The sequence below is a fragment of the Pseudomonas sp. NPDC089741 genome, assembly GCF_044748825.1.
In the GTDB taxonomy this organism is placed as follows: domain Bacteria; phylum Pseudomonadota; class Gammaproteobacteria; order Pseudomonadales; family Pseudomonadaceae; genus Aquipseudomonas; species Aquipseudomonas helmanticensis.
In genome coordinates, this window is the sequence record NZ_JBIVGT010000001.1 from 62,242 (window position 1) to 82,535 (window position 20,294).

Here is a 20,294-nt window from a genome sequence, read left to right on the forward strand (position 1 = left end):
AGTGTCCTCAGAAGTCATAACGCAAGGTCACGCCGGCGGTGCGCGGCTGGCCTGGCGAGGCGGTGTAAAGGCCATTGGAACCACTGCCAACAGCCAGGTAATACTCACGGTCGAAAGCGTTTTTGACCCACAGCGAGGCGTCGAGCAAACCGTCGCCATAGTCCACTCGTGCGCCGAGCGAGAAGTTGGCGAGGCCGTAGCCATCGATCTTCGCCAGGTCGGAATTGTCCAGCGTGCCTTCGCTGTCGGAGCGGTAGGCATAGCTGCCGGTGACGTAGGGTTCGATGCCGTCGATGCGCGGCCATTTGTATTCGCCGTTGACGTTGCCGATCCAGCGCGAGGCGCCGGCTACGCGCTGGCCGCTGAGGTCGCAGTTGGTTTGCCCCGGATTTTCCGAAGGGCAGGGCGCGTCTTTGAATGACAGGTAAGTCACGTCGTTGAACGAGCCGTTGACGTTTAACGTCAGGCCGCGCACCGGAACGGTGGTCGCCTCGAATTCGACGCCACGCGAGCGCACCGTGCCGGCGTTGGTCAGCAACTGATAGCCGGTCAAAGAACCGGGCGGCTGGTAATAAGTGGTGGCTTGATAGCCATTCACCCCGGTCCAGAACACGTTTGCGTTGAGTTGCAAACGGTGGTCGAACAACTGGCTTTTAATGCCCAGCTCAGCATCGTTCGCACGCTCCGGGCCAACCAATAACGACTCGGCACCAGCGCTCGGCGCCGAACCGACGGCGAGGTTGACGCCACCGGATTTCTCGCCGTGGGACAGCGAGGTGTAGCCCAGCACGTCATCGCTGAAGTGATAGCTCAAACTGGTCAGGAACGATGGCGCCGCGTTGTGCATGTGCAGGTCGCCAGTGTCATAGGCGCCGACCTGACTCGCGCGCACCGCGTTGCCGTTGACCACACCCGGAATCACCACCGGCGCGCCACCGCCTTCGGGGGCGAAGCGTTGCACGTTGGCGTCTTTTTCTTCATAGGTGCCACGGATGCCGGCGCTGAAATCCAGGCGCTCGTTCAAGTGCCAGGTGCCTTGGGCAAACAGGGCGTAGCTCTCGGTGTCGATCTTGCCGTTGACCTTGCTGTTGACGTTGTTCAGCGCATTGAGATTGGCGCCGATCAGGTTGAGATCGGCCAGCGGCCCGAGATTGGTAAAAATCCGATTGCCGAGGTCTTGCTTGAAGGCATAGGCGCCGACGACGTAGTCGAAAAACTCGCCCTTGGGCGAAGCCAGACGCACTTCCTGGGAGAATTGCCGATCATGAACTTCGTAGCCGAAGTCGTTGATCACCGGGACGTCCAGTTGGTCGGCGTCGTTGGCCGGGTTGAAGTGCCAGCTACGATAGGCGCTGATGGAAGTCAGGGTATAACCGCCGGCGAGGTTCCAGTTGGCTTCGACGGAACTGGCGTTCTGGTGGACGCTGACATTCTGTCGCCCGTCGATGTTGCTTTCGCCCACTTGCGGATTAGCCCCGACCAATGCCGCCCGGCGCCAGAACAGTGGGCCGGCGCCATAGATCACGCTGCTGCCGCTGCTGGAGTTTTCCGTGTTGTATTCGTTGATCCAGCGCAGGCTGAAATCATCGTTGGGCTTGAACAGCAACTGCCCGCGCAGGCCTTCGCGTTCACCGCCGAGCAACGTGCGATCGTCATGCCGGTTGTTCAAATAACCGTCATCGCGGGTGCGGTAGAACGACAGGCGCGCGGCGAGGGTGTCGGTCAACGGCCCGGACACCGTGCCTTTGCCCTGAAAGTAGCCGTCCTGCCCACCCGACACTTCGAGGCTGCGTTCGGGCGTAAAGGTCGGGCCGCGCGTGGTGATGTTGAGCACACCGGCCGTGGTGTTCTTGCCGAACAACGTGCCTTGCGGCCCGCGTAACAGCTCCAGTTGCTCAACGTCGAGCATGTCGAACGCGGCCATGCCGGGACGGCCCAGATAGACGTTATCCAGATAAATCCCGGCGCTGCCTTCCAGTCCATCGCTGGCCGGGTTATTGCCGATCCCGCGCACCGCGAAGCTGGAAACCCGTGCGTGAACGTAAGCGACGTTGACGCTGGGCAACGCCTGTTGCAGGTCCTGAATCTTGTAGATGCGCTGGCTTTCCAGATTGGCGCCGCTGAGGGTGGTGATCGGTGTCGGTACGTCCTGCGACTGTTCTTCGCGGCGCCGCGCGGTCACGGTGACCTGTTCAAGCCGCGGGGCGGCGTCGTCGGCGTTGGCCGTTGGATTTTCGCGTTGATCGGCGGCAACGCCCATGGTCGAGCAAAGGACAGCGGGCAGCGCCAGCCATAAGGAAAAACCCAGGGGCTTGAGGCGATGGGCCGTGGTGGCCGGGTAACGTAACAGCATGGACGCAAAGCTCCTTGTTTTGCCGCGCGACGCTATCGGTCGGGCTCGGTAGGAGTGCCATGCTAGAGCGTGTGAAGAGGGGAAAAGGGGCCTGCGCGGACAACCTGTGGTCCGCCGCAGACAATTGATTCAAACGGCTATCGAGATCGCGCGCTCAGAGGCTGAGACAGTCGGCCGTGGCACATAGCGTTCTGGTAACGACGGCACATCATCACGGCGCCATTTACCGGGGCTTTCGCCTGTCCAGCGCCGGAACGCGCGATTGAAACTACTCGGCTCGTTGAAGCCCAGCCGATAGCAGATTTCGTTGATCGAGCAGTCGGTCTGCCGCAGGTAACTGAACGCCAGTTGTCGGCGGCAATCGTCGAGCAATGCCTTGAAACTGCTGTCGTGCTTGAGCAAGTGTCGATGCAGGTTGCGCACGCTCATGCCGAGTTCATCGGCGACTCGACTTTGCTGCACTTCGCCCAGCGGCAGGTAGCGAATAATCGCACCGCGCACCCGCTCCGGCAGGTTCAGGCGGCGTTGGCGTTCAAGGTAAGCGTTGAGCACGCTGTCCAGTCCCTGGGCCACGGCGTGATTGGCCGTGGTCAGCGGTGCATCCAGCCAGCGATTGCTGTATTCGATGGCGTTTTCGCCGGCATCGAAGCGGATCGGACAACCGAGCAATCGCGTCCAGCGCTGCGGGTCCTGTGGCGCCGGGCGAGCCAGACGCACGCCGTGCACGATGGGCAGATCGACCCAGGTCTGGCGGGTGAAGCGTACCGCGCAGGCAATCGACGCTTCGGTGGCGATCTGCTCCACCTCGGCGCCGACGGCCACCCCGTAAACCATGCGCGTGGTGTGCGGGCCGCGCACCAGACTCATCGCCGCCGAGGTGGTAATCACCGGCGCAAAACGCACGCCACGCTGCAATGCCTCGTTCACCGTCGAGCTGCTTTGCGCGGCGAAAAACAGCCCATGGAAGTCGGTTGGATAACTGTACTGCGCCACTTGCAAGCCAAAGCATTCGTCATTACTGACGCGCCGCGCCGCCCGCCAGAATGCACTCATGACGGGGAGGGCGATGCGCTGGTCGGGATCATGCAGATGACAACGACTGATACCGGCCTCGCGCAGCAGCGGGGCAGCGTCGATGCCCTGTGCTTCCAGCGTGCGGGCGATGACTTGGGCCCAGGTGGCAATGGTATCGGTGCTTGGCATGCTGTTTCTCCGGTTAGCTCGGTTATCTGTCCTCGGGGTGACTCAGGCGAGGCCTTCGGCAGCCAGTGTCTGCACCACCGATTCGCGTGCACGGAAGCGCCCGAGCGCGGCTTGCAGCGCAGGGAAGTCGCCCAACACGCCGACGCGGGCGCTCCAACCGAGGAACACGCCGAGGTAGGCGTCCGCCACGGTAAAACGATTGCCGACCAGATAATCCGCCGGCGCCAGATGCGCCTCAATCGGCTTCAGTGCGTTCGCCAGTTGTTGCAACGCGCGCTCGCGGATCCCGGGGAATGCCGCCTCATCAGCGCTGTAACGCTCGGGCCGATTGATCGGCCGAAACGCGCCGACGTGCACCTCGGTTGCCACGTAACCGAGCCAGCCTTGAATCTGTGCACGCTCGACTGAACCCGCCGGCGCAAACAATTCCGTACCGGGTTTCAAATCGGCGAGGTACGGCAGGATCGCGGTATTTTCAGTCAGCAGGGTTTTGTTATCGAGCAATAGCGCGGGTACGCGGCCGGTCGGGTTGATCTGCCGGTATGGCGAGTCCGGGTCGCCGAACGTCACCCGCTCGACGTCGATCGGCAGTTGCAATTCGTGAATCACGACATGGGCGGCGAACGAGCAGGCACCAGGAAAAATGAACAGGGTGGTCATGGGTAGTCCTTGTTTTTAACGGCTGGCTTGTGGGGTTTGCGAAGCGGCGTCGGTTGATTGCAGTGCGGCGTTGATGAAGCTCGGTTGCGCCCAGTTCTTCACCTCGAAACCTTTGCGGATCAGTTTTGCGTTGAGCGCCAGATCCACACTGCGCTGCAAGTTGTCGAGGAACGGCGCGTCGAGCTGCGGCGCGAAGATTTTCACCAGCGACTGATCTTTGGCATCGGTGGTAAGGATGTCTGCGGGGAAACTGGCCAGTTTCGACACCAGATTAATGTAGTCCTGTTTGTGCTCGTCGTTGCGCAACCAGGTGATCGCCGGTTGCTGTGCCTTGATCAATCGCGCGACCAGTTCCGGGTGCGCGTCGACAAACGCGCCGCGCCCCAACAGCACGGCTTGCATGCTGCCGGCGCCATCGAGGTCGACAGTGGTCAGCGGCAGCTCGGCGAGACCGCGTGCCTTGAGCGCAATCACCCCGGCTCCGGACCAGGTCGCGTCGATTTGTTTGGCCGCCAGCGCCGCGTTGGCGGCGTTGTAGTCGAGGTTGACCACCTTGTAGTCGCTCTCTTTCAAACCTTGATGGGCCAGCGCCGAAGCAAACGACAATTGGGTGGCGGTGCCGCGAAAGATCGCCACACGCTTGCCCTTCAACGCTTCGAGCGTGGTGATGCCCGAACCCGGCTGCACCGCCAGATAAAGCTTCACGTCACGGGCGGTTGCACTGAGCAAACGCGTGTCGAGACCACCGGCCTTGCCGATGATTGCCGGCAAATCGCCGAGGTAAGCGAAGTCTTCCTGATTGTTGGCCAACGCTTCATTGATCGCCGGCCCTGCGCCTTTGAAGAAGTCCCAGCGAATCTTGATGCCGTCCTTCTCAAACTCTTTCTCCAGCGTTTGCCGATCACGCAAGACATCGACGACCCCGGCGCCACTGGGCGTTGGGCCGGCACTGATGTCCGGCACGGCGATGCGGATTTCTTTGACAGGTTCAGCCAGTGCCAGGCTGGAAACCATTAGTGCGGCGAGGGTGAGCGCCGCTCTTGGGAAGGATAACGAAGGGGTTCGAATCACGCGTCTGCTCCTGCAAATGCCGGCGTGGTGCCGGATCGAAGACGCAGGTATAGCGGCGTGTTGATGCAGAAATAAAATACTTAAAAATATGCTGTTTATTCGTTTGTGGCATATGGCCGATGGATCACCGGCTGCGCGGACGATGCCTGCAAGGCATAAAAAATATGCGTCGAAGCGGGCAAGCTTATCTAGTGTTGCGCCAGCAGGCGCTTCAGACATTCTCGTTCCGCCGCATCCGGCAACACGCCTGTGGTTGTCGCCTGCAGCACGATAACGCCTTCTTCATTGATCACGCTGACCTCGGCTTTCATAAAGATCCTCCGCAGTGGAAATATCTGCCTGACAGCATAGGTCAGGCACACAGTTGTTCGATCAACAGTGCCAACGCAATGATGATCATCAATCCGCCAGACCATTGACTGACCCGGCGCGCAGCGGCAGGGCGCGCTCGCAACACCACTTGCGAGCCGAAGCCGACCAGCAGGTAAATCACCGCGCAGCTCACGGTATGCACCAGCCCGAGGGCGACCATCTGCAAGGGCACCGGCCACGCTGCGTGGGTGTCGGCGAATTGCGGCAGCAATGCGAGAAACAGCAAAAAGACTTTCGGGTTCAGGCCGCTGACGCAAAATCCCTTGAAGGCCCAGCGTGTCGAGGTGTCGCTGGCCTGACTGTTATCGGCATGCGGCGTAGTAGGGCGGGCCAGCAGATTGGCGCCCAGCCACAGCAGATAACCCGCGCCAGTCAAGGTCAGTACCGACAATGCTACTGGATGGCTGGCGACTAACGTGCCGACGCCAGCGGCGACGATCAGGGTCGCCAGTAAATGACCGGATAACAATCCGCCCACGGCGGGCAGAACCACACGATGCTTCAAACCTGCGGAAATTGCATAGGCCCAATCCGCGCCAGGGGTGATGACGAACAATATCGATACCGCCCAGAACGCAGCCAATGTGCTGAAGCTCATGGCGTAACCCTTGGTCGGCGATTTATCGTGGCTGGTTTGAACATGTCTTTCCCCGGTCAGTGTTTGATAAGGGAAGAATAATGAAAGTCCGCTAGAATCTTCTTTCAAAGATTGTCGCCATGGCACCTGAAATTGGAAGGTTTTACTGAATGGATAGAATTGACCGGAATATTCTTGCCGAGCTGCAAAAGGACGGCCGCTTGTCCGTCACGGAACTGGCGGAGCGCGTGGGCTTGAGCCTGTCGCCCTGTCATCGTCGGGTGCGGGCACTGGAAGACTCCGGGGTGTTGCTCGGCTATCGCGCGCAACTGGACCCGGTTGCGCTGGGGCTGAATTTCTCGGCGATGGTGTTTGCCACCCTGCGCGAGGGTGATCATGCGGCGGTCGAGGCTTTTGAAGCGGCGCTGGTGCAGATCCCGCAAATCGTCGACGCTCAGCGATTGTTTGGCGAACCGGATTACCTGCTGCACGTGATTACCCAGGATCTGCCGGCGTTTCAGCGGCTCTACGACGACAGCCTTTCGACCTTGCCCAATGTGCAACGACTGACGTCGACGCTAGTGATGAAACGCGTGGTGCAGGATCGGCTGCTGCCCTTGTAAAAAGCTACGGTTTTAGTCCGAATAGCCGATGCACATCCCCAGATTCCTGCCTATTGAACCTCCTTTGGCACTACATTATCGAATGCCTGCTTCACCGCCAGCGCCCCTGCCTCACCACTTGGGCAATGCCGAGCAAGGGGGGGCGGTTCGGTCCTTCAAGCGTTCCGATCAATCTCGCGGAGCCTGGGCAGTCGAATTTCCCACGCTCGCGAGAAAAGTGCCCGTATCTCGATTAGACCGCAGACAAACCACGCGACAAGCTGTTGGCGCTGTTGCCACCAGTTGCTGCATCTTTTCTCGCGCTGATTTTTTCGTCCGCCACATGAATTTAAAAAACTCCGGAAGGTTCGCCAGTCGCTCTGGGCAGTTCTCCGGCAAATCGGGCCGAGATTGACCGCGTTGGAGCAGCGTTCTACGTAGTACGCGCAGGAATCGAAGCGTCGCCGAACGATCAATCCAGATCAAAAGATCAGCACGGGCCATCCGGTTGTCCCAAGTGGCTGAATGTCCACCTTCGAATATCCAGAAATCTTGGGCTTCTACATCCAGACAAAGCTGCGTCTTCTCGTCCCGGCTTCGTTCGATCCACCCTGGCTGCCAGTGGATGGTGTCGATATGGACGACCGGCAAGCCCGTGCGCTGACCTAGCTCACGTGCCAAAGTGCTTTTGCCTGACCCAGGTTGACCGACAATCATCACCCGTTGCATCGAAGCTCCTTCTCGCCATGCAAGCTGATTTTTGGGGGTGGCGATTTTACGTCAATGCCTATCTCGGTCAACAACAAGTGGTCAGTACGACAGGCAACTTTCGCCCAGAATGAATGGCAAACTGCAGGTCGAGAGAAGTCAGCGGTAAACACCGCATCTGGCCGAAAGCTGCCGGTCACGAATGGCAGCACATCTGGCATTATGTTTTTTGACAAGCCTGTCCTGAATTCATCACACAATTGAATCGGCGAGTACTTTCATCCCATGAGCAAAGGTCTGAATGATGCCAACCTGGATTACGTACTTGCGGTCATTGAAAATGCACCAAACACGGAATTAAGTGTGATGTGTGAACAGTTGCAAATCGACAGTCGCGATCTTCTGAATCAATTGGCGATCTCAGTAGCCAGACTGTTTCTTACTGGTACTCGCGATTTTCATTACTGTGATGAGGTGATGAATATTGTCATCGGCGATATCGTCGACTTGTCCATGCACACGGATATGCCCCAGCCGGCATTTTCTATCTACCAAGCATTTGATGCAGGCGAGTATTGGCACAGCGACGATGACCGGGATGTATTTCCTTGGGAGAAGTGGACGCGGCCTGAACTCGAGAGAATTTTGTGTGAGGTCGACGACGGCGCACGCGGCCTTTCGAAGTAGGTTCGGCTTGAGCCCTCAAAGGACCGCACTTGACCGATCGCTGCCGCCCACGGAACGAACGATTCGATGAATCACGCAATGAAACTGCGAAACTCGCCGAGCTCATAAAGCGAAATACATGATGGGGTGCAGTCATCAAACTACGTTATTCAAAGGGCGCAGGCCTGCCGCCGACGCATCTGACTTTGATCAGCTCCGTAGACTCCGTTACTGGCAGCCTGGTGTTTGCCTGTACTGAAGTCGGGGAGTGCAGAGTTCAGTACACATCACGTGCCGAGTTGTTGTGCATGCTCAACAGCCTTTTGCGTCAGCGCGTGCCCATTGCTGTCGGCGGCATGCTCCCGGGACCTGCCGACGAAGTCGACATGTTAATAGCGAACGCAGTACTTGAAGGCCCCTACATAGCACTGTCCTGGTCGGGCCCCGAGCAATGGACTCTGCGCGAGATCGACTCCAGCATTGCTGAGTGGCAGCCAGTGCCTGATGCTCAAAGTATGGCCAATGTGTCATTCGATCCGAGGTCCCTGAAACGCTCGGGCTGAATTGGCTAATAAATTAATGCAAGTCCGGGTGGTTCATCGCTTCTGGCAGTAGTCGCATACGCCCGCGACAGGCAGCGGACGGCTCGGCTCAGATTCAGCGTGATCAAGCCGGTCTCTCATTCAACCGCTCTACCAAACTGACGAGATACCCGTCGGGGTCCTTGACGATGAATTCGCGCTGGCCACTTCTACATCATTGGCCCGACTCCACCACCAGCCCCTCAGCCTCCATCTTCGCCCGCTCAGCCTTACTAATGTACTTCGGCTTCTTCGGCGCCAATTTCGCGCTGGCCTTCTTGGCCTTTTCCTTGAACAACTGCTTCAATTTCTTCTGACGATTCATCTACGTTACTCAGTAAGCAAACTTAAAAACCGACTATCGAAGGGCGTAAACGCAGGCTTCCATGACCGAACCATCAGCCAACGTCACCTGCGTCAAAACACGCTGATACTCAGCCCCTTCAAACTCATCAAGCGCCGCCCAATGAGCGTGAAAATTCCCGGAAGAAAACACGAAGCCCTCAATCACATCGCCATCGTCGGCCAACACCAGCCCCGGAAAGCCCATTTGCGCGCCCCAGCCCGCTTGCGCCAGACGACCCTTGAGCGAAGCCGATTGCCAGGTGCCGCCGATGTTCAACATGACGTGCTCATTCGGTCGCCCCGGCCCCAGGGTTCCATAAACGAATAGATGCTCCACGTGTGTTCCTTCCGATCAAAAGGGGCGAATCCTGACGCATGGATCGGGTTCAGGCAACGTCAATTGCTCACATCGCGATAAAGTCGCGTACGGCCTTGATGGTTGGGGTCGGTGCTTCTTCCATCAGCCAGTGTCCGGCGGCCGGGATCACCACTTCGGTGACGTTGTCGGCGGCGTTGCGCATGACGATGGCTTCGTTGTTGCCGAAGGACTTCTCACCGCCGACAGCCAGCACCGGCATGGTCAGTTTCTGTTGCAGAACCGGCGCATTGTCGATGGCGTCCTGACGAATGCTGCGGAACTGGGCGAAGGCGGCGTGCATCGCTCCGGGGCGGGCGTAGAGTTTGGCGTAGTGCTGACGGGTGCCTTCGTCGACCTTGGCGGGGGTGCCGGCGAACTCGTTCCAGAAGCGGTCGAGGTAGATGCGCTCGCGCCCGGCTACCAAACGCTCCATGTCGGCGCCGCCGAAGTCGAAGTGCCAGAGCATCGGCGAACGCACGATGTCGTTCCACGGCGTGATGCCGGGCACGGGCGCGTCCATCACCACCAGCCGATCGGTGAGTTGCGGATAGCGCGCGGCATAGGCGAAGGCGACCATGGTGCCGATGTCGTGACCGATCACCACTGAGTGTTCGATTTTCAGCGCGCTCAACACCCCGCGAATGTCAGCGGCCTGAGTCTTTTTGTCGTAACCATCCTGCGCAATCGACGACAAACCCATGCCGCGCAGATCCGGCACTACCACCGTGTGGTCACGCGCCAGATCCGCCGCCAGCGGTGCCCACATGTCGCCGGTGTCGCCGAAACCGTGCAACAGCACCACGGCAGGGCCTTTACCGCCGACGCGGACATGCATTGTTGCGCCTTCGACTTTGATGTCCTGGGTTTTGAAAGATGAAGGAAATGGTGTGACGTCTGCGTGGGCTTGAATACTCAAGACGAGCAGAGCAACAGCGGTCAGCAAGCGACGGGGCATGGTTACGTCTCCGGACGGTGCGAGGGCGATGGGTTTCGTTCGATGGCTCGACAAACTCTCGGCGGCGCAAAACACGGGCGACAGGCTGCCGGTGAGGTTTCGACAGAATCAGCGTAGACGCATTATGGGGGGGTGAGGATTTTCGGGTGCTCACTGGCCGTTTCGTAATAGGCGCAGGCTTTTTCGAGGTTGCTGACCAGTACGTCGATAGGGTTGAACTTCAAGTCCATGGGAAGTCCCTTGGCAGAAGGGTCGTATCGCGGCAACTGGGCGGGACGGCGGCTGTTTTTTCCTGCCGCCGTCCCCGCGCAATCCACTTTGATCAGACGATTTTCAACGCACTGAGAATAATCAGCGATTGCTCGGCAAAGGCCTGGGCCTGTTCGATCAGCTCGGCGATGTTTTCTTCGGCCGTGGTCAGCGTTTTGCCGTCCTTGATCAGCACTTCGTTCTGTTCGGCGATGACGCTCCACACCAACTGCGCCCACTCTGACGGGTGCTGTTTGCCCTGCCGGATCGAAATCAGGAACAGTTGCTGGAAGCGGCTGACCGTGACGCCACCGCCGGTGACCGGGCTGCTCAGCACTTGAATGTTGGCGTTGTACAGCGAGCGTTTGCACAGTTGCAGGTTGAACGCGGCGCAGCGTTCGTACACCCGCGCCTCGATGGCTTCGCTCTGGCAGGGGGCTACCGCGCCCATGCCGACCAGAATGGCGAGGGCTTGCTCGAGATCGTCATAGGCCATCGGCGCCACCGCGGCGAGCAACTGCTGCATGGTTTTGGCTTCATACATCTGCGCCGCCAGTGCGTCGAGCAGCGGGCCGTAGATTTCTGGCTGCAGTGACGCTTCGCCCGCCGGGCCGGTGACGCTGGACGCGACGCTTTCTGCCGGGCGCAACAGGATAAACCGCGTATCGAGCATGCGCGAGCGGCGCTCGACGGTGCTAAGCCGGTTGGCGCCGCGCACATACAGATCGCGACGGAAAGACTGGTTGACGAAGTAGTCCCGCGCTTGCTCACGCATCAGCGGATGCTCGATGCCTTCAAGAAAGGCCAGGCCTTCGGCGCTCAGGTTGAGTGCATCGACCGAGTCCAGCGGCGTCGCCGTCGTAGCGTAATCGAGCTTGGCCGGGGCCAACGCGTCGGCCATGTCGGCGAAATACATGCAATTCCAGTCACGATTGAAATATTCGTGGGCGACGTACTGGCGATCCTGGCCTTTGATGGTCTGCAGCCTGGCGCCCAGATGCGGTGCAGCAATGGCGTATTTCGGGTTGGCCGCCAGCAACGCTTCGGAAAATTGCAGCGCGGCATCGATGCGCTGATCGGCGCGCGTCGAGTGATTGGCAAAGCGGTCGTGCAGGCTGAACAGTTGACGCAACGGCGCTGAAGGCGACCAGCCCGGAAACGCGTTGTAGCTGACGTACAGATGACCACCCGGCTTGAGGTGGCGCCGGGCGAACTCGACAATCAGCTTCTGATTGTCACGGCTGACCCAGGTCCAGATGCCATGCAGACTGATGCTGTCGAACTGCGGCAGATCATCGCGCGCCAGCAGTTGCTCGAAGCTGTCGTCGTACAGCTGCGCACCGTTGTTGCCGAGGTTTGCCAGCTCAACGGCGTGGGCGGCCTGGCCCGGATGAAAGTCGGTGCCGACAAAGCCGCCCGGATTGGCCGTGGCGTGGATATTGATCGACACACCCTGACCAAAACCGAGTTCGCAGTGATAACCGTCGGCACTGTCCAGACTGGCAAAACCACGCAACAACAAGCAGTAGCGCTGGAACACCGGATTGATCTCCCGGCTATAGCTGTAGGTGTAGCCTTCGTCGGTGAAATAGCCTTCGTTCCAGGCGTTGCTCATGGTTGCAGACTCTTGTATTGGAAGTGAAAGTCGCTCTTATAAGGGGTTGTGGCTGCGCACGACAAGCAGAAAATCTGCGCCTGTGCAGTCAGCGGTCAGTGGGCAGACCCGTTCACGCCAGACGCATGCCCATCTCGAATGCACGCGTCTCGAAGCCGAACTCGGTATAAATGCGTGCCGCGCGTTCGTTGAACGGCCAGACGGTCAGGCGCAAATCGCTGGCCCCGTGCTCGACGGCCCAGTCTTTCACCCGCTGAATCAGCGCCAGACCGATGCCCTGGCCCCAGAACTGTTCCGCGACACACACCGAGCCAATACGCACGACGTTCTGCGGCTGCATCAACGGCCCGACACTGGCCGACAGATTCGCAGTAATGAACGCCGCTGCCCGCTCGCCGACATGGGCGATGAACGCCACGCTCCCCGGCTTCTCGAAAATTCCCGACCAGTGTGGCAAGTCACGGGAAAAATCTTCGGTGGCGGCGGCGTAGATGTCGGGGCGGGCGGCGTGGTGGACCGAATTGAGCAATTGGCCCAGCTCACACATCGACAGCGCATCTTCGACGGTGGCGGCTCGGTAGGTAATGACTTCATCCATGACGGGTAACGCTCCTTGGCAATGTAGGGGATTCGTTCACTAGGGCAGGGGGCTTGTGTCGTATTCAAGCTGTTTTATTGGCAGCACTTTAGCAAGGTTGCAAGTCAGCAGGTACAGACGCGCAGTGACCTGCACCTGGGTTGCTTTTTCAGGCCAATCTGTACATTGAATCCTGCTGCGATAAACCAATAATCGAGCGCTCGAATATCTTGGATATTGGGCACTGTATGGACACTCTACGCATTGATCGCGACTCACAGGCAGTCGACTTCGGGAGGCGCGCATGAGCCTTCATTTGCGCACCAAGCGCCTGACCGTGCCGCAATTGGTGGCGATGAAAGGCCAGGAGAAAATCGTTTCCCTGACGGCGTATTCCAGCGCGATCGCCAAGCTGATCGATCCCATCGTCGACTTTATTCTGGTCGGTGATTCCACGGCCATGGTCGGTTACGGCCGTCCCTCGACGTTGAGCATGCAGCTTGAGGAAATCATCGGCCACACCCGCGCGGTGGTCGACAGCACGCGGCTGGCCTGCGTGATTGCCGACATGCCGTTTGGCAGTTATCAGGAGTCCCATGAGCAGGCGTTTCGCAATTGCGCGCAGGTGCTGGCCCGCACCGGTTGCGATGCGGTCAAGCTGGAAGCCAACAAGGCTTTGGCGTCGACCGTTGAATTTCTCGTGGCGCGCGGTATTCCGGTGATGGCGCACGTTGGGCTGATGCCGCAGTTCGTCAACGTCATGGGCGGCTTCAAGGCACAGGGCCTGACCGCTGAGACCGGCGCGCTGATTGCCGAAGACGCTCGCGCCAACCTCGACGCCGGCGCCTTCAGTCTGGTGCTCGAAGGCGTGGCTGAAGGGGTGGCCCGGCAGATCACTCTGGAGTCGAAAATGCCTACCATCGGCATTGGCGCCTCGCCAGCCTGCGACGGGCAGGTGCTGGTCACCGAAGATGTCCTCGGCCTGAGCGGTGAGCAGCCGCCGCGCTTCGTCAAACAATATGCCGATGTCGGCGCGGTGATTCGGGATGCGTGTGCGCGTTTTGCCGACGATGTGCGCGATGGCCGGTTTCCGGAGGCGCGGCATTGTTATGGATTGTGAGCGCGGCTAGGTTGCTGCGTCGATAGCCTGAGCCAGTGCTGTCAGCGCCTGGGCAATGTCCTTGTCCCAGTCGAGGGTGTAGCTCAGGCGCAGGTGCTGCTGCCACGCCCCTTGCTGGCTGAAGATTTCCCCGGGGGCGATGACGATGCGCTCGGCCAGCAAGCGCTCGAACACTCGCCGCATCTCTATCGGGCGCAACACCTTGAGCCAGAAACTGGCACCGCCGTGCGGGACGACCATTTGCCAGCGGCCATTGGCGTGTTGCTCAAGCAACGCCTGCATCTGTTGCATGCGCTGCAGCAATAGCGTCTGCAGCGTTTTCAGGTGCGGGTCGATGCGTTTGGACAGGTAGAGCCTGGCGATGGCTTTCTGTCGGATCGTCGAGAGACGAAAGCCGCGCTCAAGAAAGGATCGTTGCAATTGCGGCCCTTGCTGGCGGCACAGGACATAGCCGTAAGGGGCTTCGGCGCCGATGATCTTATCGAAGGTCGAAAACACCAACAGTCTGTCCGGATCGGCAAAGTCGCGATAGCGCGGGGCTGAGGGGGAGAAGCAGAACTCGCCCCAGGTGTCGTTTTCAAACAGCCAGATCTCGCGCTCGGCCAGCCATCGACAGATCTTCTGTTTATCCTGCGCCGGCATCAGCCCGCCCTGGGGGATATTTACCGTCGATGAGAGTACGGCGAGGCGCACCGGTTCGCGCGTGAGCACTTCATTGAGTGCGGGCAAATCGAAGCGCCCGTCGTCGCCGAGGGGAATTTCGATCACGCGAATCTTCGCGGCCTGCAACTGACGCAAAATCGCCCACGAGCAGGGCGATTCCACCAGTGCGACGCTGCCATTGAGGTCCAACGCAGTCAGCGATATCTCGAACACGCTGCGCAAATCCGCGCCGATGTACACCTGCTCGGCCTGCCAGTAATTTTCAGCGGAGCGGGTGTAGCGTTCGGCCACGGCAGCGCGCAATTCGGCCTCGCCGAATGGCTGATAAAGCGGCGCGTGAGACTGCGGGTATTGGCGAGTCAGTTCGCGCTCGATCATCAACAGTGGGCTCTGCAGCGACAACAGCATCGCCGGCGCATCGCTGCTCAGCGCGAGCATGCCAGGCTGACGGGCGCTGGCGAACACGCTGTCGAGCAGGCTGGCCGAAGTGGCACTTAGCGGCGCTGACGCTACTGCGCGGGTGAAATAGCCGAACTTGGCTTTGGCATAAATCCGTCCCTCGTCTTCGAGAAGCGCATAGGCGTACTTGGTCGTCGACACCGAAACGCCCAGGCGCAACGCCAGTTGGCGCAAAGACGGCAGTTTCTGCTCGCCGGCGCCGGAGGCTGCCTCGATCAGACCGATGAGGTAGTGGTAGACCGCCTGATAGGCGAACGAGGTATCCCTGTGTCCTGTCACCGCTGTTTTCCTTGATAGTCAGCCATCTCACGGGCGAGGGGTGATTTTCCGTTGCCCGAGTTGCCCGGAATGACGATGCGCTGCAGGTGCAAATCCCTTGCTGCAAGCGCGGGAGCTTAAATCATCTTCGAGGGCGGATCACGATTTGGCTGCTGTCGGAAAAAAACGCTGGGGGCGGCAGGCGCTGAGGGCAGGGGACATCTTGTGGTCGATGATCTCCTCGCTGGCCAGACGTCCGACTATCGCCGCCAAAGTCACTCCGGGATGCATCGCGCAAACATACAGACCGGCGACCCCGGGCACGTAGCCAATGATGGGCACGCCATCGGCGGGCATGGGCCTGAGCCCGACAGCTACTGTCTGCGGCTCAATGGCGACGACGCCGTTAAGTTCGTTGCGGATGGCTGCGGCGGTGCGCAATGCGATGTCGGCCGGCAGGTTGCCCGGCGTATCGCCGAGGTAATCTTCAGCGGCCAGCAACGTGCCGTCGACGGCTTGCCGAACTTCCATCGCAGGGCTGGAGATGATGCCTTGCACCCGGTTTGGTTCGGTTTCGTAGCGGATGAAAATGGCCGGAGAAGCGTTGATGGGAAGGGAGACATCGAGCATTTCGGTCAGTTTGCTGATGCCAGTCCCTGCGGCAAGCACGACAACGTCGGCCTCGATGGTGCCCGTCGCGGTCACAACGCCGCGAACCACAGCGTTGCAGGTTACGAAACCCGTCACCGACGTCTGCGTAACTGTTTTCGCCCCAAGCGCCTGGGCGCCGGCAATCAATTCATGAGTGGCCTGCACGGCATCCAGCGCGCCTTCTTCCGCACGGTACAACGCATAAGGTGGGGGATGCTTGAGGTTGGGTTCGCGAGCAATAATCTCGGCGCGTGATAACAGCGCCGCCGAATTTCGCTGCGCTGTGGTCTGGCGGGTGTTTTCGCTATAAGACAAAGCCCCTGTCCACTCGATCCGCAGACCGGGCAGCTCGGTTTCGAGGCGGTGGTATGCCTCGATGGCAGCACTGCGCAGCGGCGCAATCGGGTCAAGCCCTTGATGCGCCACAGTGATCCAGGCAAATGAGCGTCCCGTGACGCCGCTGGCGATATCCTGCGCCTCAATCAGCGTCACCTGCGCACCCTTGCGGGACAGGTGATAGGCGAGGGATGCGCCGACGATCCCGGCACCGACCACTACGACGCGCTTGCCGGCTGCAATTGTCATTCTCGACTCCCTGTCGTTGATCGTTGGCTCCTGCCGAGAATACGCGACAAAAAACAGGCTGTAACCGTGGCGAGAAGCAAACTTCCTCGCCACGGTTTTCTGTTAGCGACCCGAATTCGACACCGTGCCATGAGCGACATGCTTGGGCCCCGCCAGCGCCCACGCAATCAACCCGAACAACGGCACAAACACGATCAACACAATCCACACGCCCTTGTTGCTCGATTTCCCCTCGCTCTTGCGCACCCGATTGATGGCCCAAAGTTCGATGAGCAGAAGAACTGCCGCCAGTACGATCCACACGGTTTCGATTTGCATTGGCTACCTCCTGATGGTCTATGCGTTAGGTGGCGTGTGGTGCGACGGGTTCATTTCTTTTTATCCAGTGCCGCGAGTTGGCGCGCCAGGTCGAGGGCGACGCGGCCGCTGTTCAGTGTCGGCAAGAGGTGGGTGAAGGGGATGTCGATCAGGCAGTTTTCGCGCACGGCGCGCAGTTGCGAGAGGACCGGGTCGTGGTTCAGCAGATAGCGTTTGCGGCTGGCGGGCGACCATTCGGCGTCGGCCAGCAGAATCACGTCCGGGTCGCTGACCAACAAGGTTTCGCTGCTGACGGTGACCCGGTATTGATTGATCTCGGCGAACACATTGCGCGCGCCGGCAGCGGCCAGTAACGGCGTGACAAAACCACGCCCGCCTTCCGAGTCGAGGCCTTTGACCTCGCTGTCGAGGTAGAACACCGACAGCGGTTTACCCTGGCCGATCAACGCCTTGGCACTGGCCAGATCAGTGTCCATGGCATCGATCAATGCTTGGGCCTTTTGCTGTTTTTGCAGCACGGTGCCCAAGGTCAGCAGGTCATTGCGCACATGCCCGAAGTAATCCAGCGAATGCCCGTTGCACGCCGATTCCAGCAAATACGAGCCGACACCGTTACTCGCCAGGCCCGAACGCGAGCTCACGCCGTGACCGAACGCCGTGGCGAAGCCACCGATCACCAGATCAGGTTTCTGCGCGTAAAGCACCTCACTGGACGGGTACTGCCGGGCGATCACCGGCACACCGACATACTCGGATTGCCGCTGAGCGGAACCGGTGTCATCCAGATACGCGACGCCAACCAGCGACGCGCCGGCGCCTAATGCCAGGACAATGTCCGCCGCATGTTGATTGAGCGCGACGATGCGTGAAGGCTGCTCCGCGCGCCAGACTTCGCCACAATTGCGATAACTCTCGGCGACAACATTTGCCGAGCAGAGCAGGGCGCACAGCAGCAACGCCAACCTGCTCATGGATGCGCCTTGATCAGCAAATCCTCGACCACCTCGCCGCCGACCAGATGCCCGACAACCAGGCGCTGCACGTCGTCCTTGTTGTGCACGCCGTACCAGCATCGTTGCGGATACACCGTGACGATCGGCCCCAGATTGCACGGAAACTGACAGTGGGTGCGCGTCAGCAACACACCGCCCGGCGTTTCAATGCGCTGATGTTCGAGCAGATGACGGCGCAGCGTCTTCCATAATTGCAGGGCGCCGCGCTGGGTGCAGCGCGGGCCGGTGCAGAGAAACACGTGGTGCGCGTGCGCGGGCACCTGCGACCAGTCCGGGTGGCTGTCGACGCCGTCGATGGTTTTGATGTCACTCATCAGAAACGGTACGTGTAGCGCACTTCGGAGGTGAACGGCCGGCCGAGGTTGTCGACGTTGCTTGCGCGGCTGGTGACGTAATCGCGGTCGAACAGGTTCTCGACCAGCAGGCTCACGCGGTGCTGATGCGCGCCGTCGAGGTAGCGATAGAGGTCGGCATCGACCACCGTGTAGTTGCCGTACTCGACCTGTTTCGAGCTGATCACATTGCGGATGTAGCGGATCGCACCGCCGGCACCCCACAGGCGGTTTTCCGATTCGTAGCCGACACGCGAGCGGGCGAAGAAACTCGGAATGTCGTTGAGGGTCACGCCCGTGCGTGATTCGGTGAGGTTGCGGGTCATGTCCGCTTGCAGGCTCCATTGCTCGTTGAGCGTCAGTCTGGCGTCAGCCTCGAAACCGCGCATCTGGATCTGGCCCTGGCCGTTGACCCACTGGATGTCGTCGAGGGTGATCAGATCGTCGATCTTGCGCTTGAACAGCGTCACGCTGGCGTTGAATTCGCGATCGAGCAGCAAGCCTTTGTAGTCGACGCCGAGTTCGGCGTTGCGGCTTTTCTCCGGTTTGAGGTCGCGATTACCGAGCTCGTCGCCCGGCTCGTTGACGAACAATTGTTCGGCGTTCGGCAGCTTGTACGCGGTGCCGTACTGGCCGCGCAGGGCCCAGTGCTCGTTGAGGTCATACAGCGAAGTGAGCATGCCGACCGTGGCGCTGTCGCCACCGGCCATGGCTTCGTGGCGAACGCCGATGCTCGGGTGCCAGTCGGGCAGGGCGTCGATCTGCGGACGCAGTTGGGTATACACGGCGTGGGCTTCGGCCTTGTCGTTGTCGATGATCAACACATCGTCCTGGCCCTTGAACCATTGGTTGTCGGTGCCGAACACCAGCACGTGGCCGCCCGCCAGTTCGGCCTTGCCTTCGGCCTGCACACCCCAATCGGTGAAGCCCCAATAGTCGTTGTGGTTGATGACTTTGGTGCCACCGCCCGCGACGTTGTTGATGCGCGTATAGCGCGTGTCCCAGTCGTTGATATGAGCTTTGACGAAGTAGCTCAGGTGCTCGTTGACGCTCTGTTCGAAGGTCGCCGTGGCGATTTGCTGGACGCGGTCGTTGGTGGTTTTGTGGTTGTCGACCGGGCGGGCGAAATCGAGGTTGGCGTCGGCGTATTGGTAGAACAGTTCCAGCCGCGAATCATCGCCGAACGACTGAATCGCCTTGCCACCCAACGTGGTCACTTCGTAGGCACGGTTCTTCGCAGAATCGTTTTTCATGTCGCGATTGCGAAACGGCTGATAACCGTCGGACACGTTGTGGCTGACATAGGCGAGCAAGCCGAGATCGCCGAAACCATTGCTGAAGATGTTTTCGACCCGCGCATCCTCGGTGGTGCCACCGAAAGTATCCACGCCCATGTTCACTTCGCCAGCGGCTTGGCGAGACTGCGGGCTGCGCGTGACGATGTTGATCACCCCCGACACCGCTTGCGTGCCGAACAGCAGGCTTTGCCCGCCCTTGAGCACTTCGATGCGTTCGATCGCGTTGGCCGGCAGGGTGTCCAGATACAGGCCGCCGTACAGGCGATTGTTCAGGCGCACGCCGTCGAGCAGGATCAGCGTGTCGTCGTTGCGCCCGCCGAGAAGCGAGTAGGTGCCGTAGTCGAACGGACCGTTTTTCGGCGCCACGTACAGACCGGGAATGAACATCTGCATGACACGGCTGACATCGGCGCTGGGGCCGGCGCGCTCGATCTGCTCGCGGGTGACGATGTCGACCTTGCTGCCGAATCTGGCCATGTCGGCGACAGTGGTGGACTCCACCGAGGGCGCGGAAACGATTTGCTGATTGAGTTCCAGAGGGGCGTTGTCGGCCAGCAGCAGAGGGCTGAACAGGCAGCCGAAAAACACAGTTGGAGCAGAGGTGTTGAAAGGTCGAATCATTGTCTTCTCGAAAAGAAACTTCGCAGAAGAGCATGCAGGAGAAGGCATCGCGCACACGCCGACACCGGCCCATGCCCGCCCACC

At 60.0% G+C, this 20,294-nt stretch carries 21 protein-coding genes and 1 pseudogene; 3 read left to right on the forward strand and 19 right to left on the reverse strand.

Going from position 1 to position 20,294, the window contains the following annotated elements; genetic code table 11:
* Positions 1–7 precede the first annotated feature (7 nt).
* The 6 genes from ACIPZE_RS00315 to ACIPZE_RS00340 form a co-directional block, all read right to left on the reverse strand.
* Positions 8–2,353: a TonB-dependent receptor gene (locus ACIPZE_RS00315; protein WP_400770465.1), complete on the reverse strand. Its 2,346-nt coding sequence runs from the start codon at positions 2,351–2,353 to the stop codon at positions 8–10.
* Between the two features lie 129 nt (positions 2,354–2,482).
* A complete protein-coding gene (locus ACIPZE_RS00320) occupies positions 2,483–3,556 on the reverse strand; it encodes an AraC family transcriptional regulator (protein WP_400770467.1) in 1,074 nt (357 codons plus the stop codon).
* 42 nt (positions 3,557–3,598) lie between these two features.
* On the reverse strand, positions 3,599–4,216 hold the full coding sequence (locus ACIPZE_RS00325; RefSeq protein WP_400770469.1) for a glutathione S-transferase C-terminal domain-containing protein: 618 nt from the start codon (positions 4,214–4,216) through the stop codon (positions 3,599–3,601).
* 15 nt (positions 4,217–4,231) lie between these two features.
* Positions 4,232–5,230, reverse strand: a complete 999-nt coding sequence (locus ACIPZE_RS00330; RefSeq protein WP_400771014.1) for an ABC transporter substrate-binding protein — start codon at positions 5,228–5,230, stop codon at positions 4,232–4,234.
* A 245-nt stretch (positions 5,231–5,475) separates the two neighbouring features.
* Positions 5,476–5,598 carry a hypothetical protein gene (locus ACIPZE_RS00335; RefSeq protein WP_400770471.1) on the reverse strand — a complete coding sequence of 41 codons (123 nt, stop codon included), beginning with the start codon at positions 5,596–5,598 and terminating at the stop codon, positions 5,476–5,478.
* A gap of 41 nt (positions 5,599–5,639) precedes the next feature.
* Positions 5,640–6,257, reverse strand: a complete 618-nt coding sequence (locus ACIPZE_RS00340) for a LysE family translocator (protein WP_400770473.1) — start codon at positions 6,255–6,257, stop codon at positions 5,640–5,642.
* A 149-nt stretch (positions 6,258–6,406) separates the two neighbouring features.
* Between ACIPZE_RS00340 and ACIPZE_RS00345 the strand changes: the two genes are divergently transcribed.
* The gene (locus tag ACIPZE_RS00345; protein WP_129394228.1) at positions 6,407–6,859 is read left to right on the forward strand and encodes an Lrp/AsnC family transcriptional regulator; all 453 of its coding nucleotides are present in this window, start codon (positions 6,407–6,409) and stop codon (positions 6,857–6,859) included.
* A gap of 168 nt (positions 6,860–7,027) precedes the next feature.
* Here ACIPZE_RS00345 and ACIPZE_RS00350 read toward each other — a convergent pair whose 3' ends face one another.
* A complete protein-coding gene (locus tag ACIPZE_RS00350) occupies positions 7,028–7,567 on the reverse strand; it encodes an AAA family ATPase (protein ID WP_400770475.1) in 540 nt (179 codons plus the stop codon).
* Between the two features lie 264 nt (positions 7,568–7,831).
* Here ACIPZE_RS00350 and ACIPZE_RS00355 point away from each other — a divergent pair, with 264 nt between their 5' ends.
* On the forward strand, positions 7,832–8,233 hold the full coding sequence (locus tag ACIPZE_RS00355; RefSeq protein ID WP_400770477.1) for a hypothetical protein: 402 nt from the start codon (positions 7,832–7,834) through the stop codon (positions 8,231–8,233).
* A 645-nt stretch (positions 8,234–8,878) separates the two neighbouring features.
* On the opposite strand, the pseudogene ACIPZE_RS00360 reads toward ACIPZE_RS00355, so the two are convergent.
* The 6 genes and pseudogenes from ACIPZE_RS00360 to ACIPZE_RS00385 form a co-directional block, all read right to left on the reverse strand.
* Positions 8,879–8,985: pseudogene (locus ACIPZE_RS00360) on the reverse strand (VOC family protein); the annotation flags it as partial.
* On the reverse strand, positions 8,969–9,118 hold the full coding sequence (locus tag ACIPZE_RS00365) for a DUF2986 domain-containing protein (RefSeq protein ID WP_129394224.1): 150 nt from the start codon (positions 9,116–9,118) through the stop codon (positions 8,969–8,971). The pseudogene ACIPZE_RS00360 and the gene ACIPZE_RS00365, both read right to left, overlap by 17 nt.
* A 33-nt stretch (positions 9,119–9,151) precedes the next feature.
* A complete protein-coding gene (locus tag ACIPZE_RS00370; protein ID WP_283436247.1) occupies positions 9,152–9,475 on the reverse strand; it encodes a gamma-glutamylcyclotransferase in 324 nt (107 codons plus the stop codon).
* A gap of 67 nt (positions 9,476–9,542) precedes the next feature.
* Positions 9,543–10,451, reverse strand: a complete 909-nt coding sequence (locus ACIPZE_RS00375; RefSeq protein ID WP_283436248.1) for an alpha/beta fold hydrolase — start codon at positions 10,449–10,451, stop codon at positions 9,543–9,545.
* 322 nt (positions 10,452–10,773) lie between these two features.
* Entirely contained in the window at positions 10,774–12,315 is a 1,542-nt protein-coding gene (locus ACIPZE_RS00380) for a class I SAM-dependent methyltransferase (protein WP_283436249.1), read from the reverse strand.
* 112 nt (positions 12,316–12,427) lie between these two features.
* Positions 12,428–12,913, reverse strand: a complete 486-nt coding sequence (locus ACIPZE_RS00385) for a GNAT family N-acetyltransferase (RefSeq protein WP_400770480.1) — start codon at positions 12,911–12,913, stop codon at positions 12,428–12,430.
* Positions 12,914–13,196: 283 nt separating this feature from the next.
* Here ACIPZE_RS00385 and panB point away from each other — a divergent pair, with 283 nt between their 5' ends.
* On the forward strand, positions 13,197–14,012 hold the full coding sequence (panB, locus tag ACIPZE_RS00390) for a 3-methyl-2-oxobutanoate hydroxymethyltransferase (RefSeq protein WP_129394219.1): 816 nt from the start codon (positions 13,197–13,199) through the stop codon (positions 14,010–14,012).
* 6 nt (positions 14,013–14,018) lie between these two features.
* Here the strand turns inward: panB and ACIPZE_RS00395 are convergent, their stop codons facing one another.
* From ACIPZE_RS00395 to ACIPZE_RS00420, 6 genes are all read right to left on the reverse strand, one after another.
* The gene (locus tag ACIPZE_RS00395) at positions 14,019–15,413 is read right to left on the reverse strand and encodes a PLP-dependent aminotransferase family protein (protein WP_400770482.1); all 1,395 of its coding nucleotides are present in this window, start codon (positions 15,411–15,413) and stop codon (positions 14,019–14,021) included.
* A gap of 138 nt (positions 15,414–15,551) precedes the next feature.
* Positions 15,552–16,649 (reverse strand): NAD(P)/FAD-dependent oxidoreductase, encoded by a 1,098-nt coding sequence (locus tag ACIPZE_RS00400; RefSeq protein ID WP_400771016.1) that lies wholly within the window; start codon positions 16,647–16,649, stop codon positions 15,552–15,554.
* A gap of 81 nt (positions 16,650–16,730) precedes the next feature.
* Positions 16,731–16,946: a PLD nuclease N-terminal domain-containing protein gene (locus tag ACIPZE_RS00405; protein WP_129394216.1), complete on the reverse strand. Its 216-nt coding sequence runs from the start codon at positions 16,944–16,946 to the stop codon at positions 16,731–16,733.
* A 50-nt stretch (positions 16,947–16,996) separates the two neighbouring features.
* Positions 16,997–17,917: an ABC transporter substrate-binding protein gene (locus ACIPZE_RS00410; RefSeq protein WP_400770484.1), complete on the reverse strand. Its 921-nt coding sequence runs from the start codon at positions 17,915–17,917 to the stop codon at positions 16,997–16,999.
* Positions 17,914–18,273 (reverse strand): ferredoxin, encoded by a 360-nt coding sequence (locus tag ACIPZE_RS00415; RefSeq protein ID WP_129394214.1) that lies wholly within the window; start codon positions 18,271–18,273, stop codon positions 17,914–17,916. The genes ACIPZE_RS00410 and ACIPZE_RS00415 overlap by 4 nt, the downstream gene beginning before the upstream one ends.
* Entirely contained in the window at positions 18,273–20,210 is a 1,938-nt protein-coding gene (locus ACIPZE_RS00420) for a TonB-dependent receptor plug domain-containing protein (RefSeq protein ID WP_400770486.1), read from the reverse strand. The genes ACIPZE_RS00415 and ACIPZE_RS00420 overlap by 1 nt, the downstream gene beginning before the upstream one ends.
* Positions 20,211–20,294: the final 84 nt, after the last annotated feature.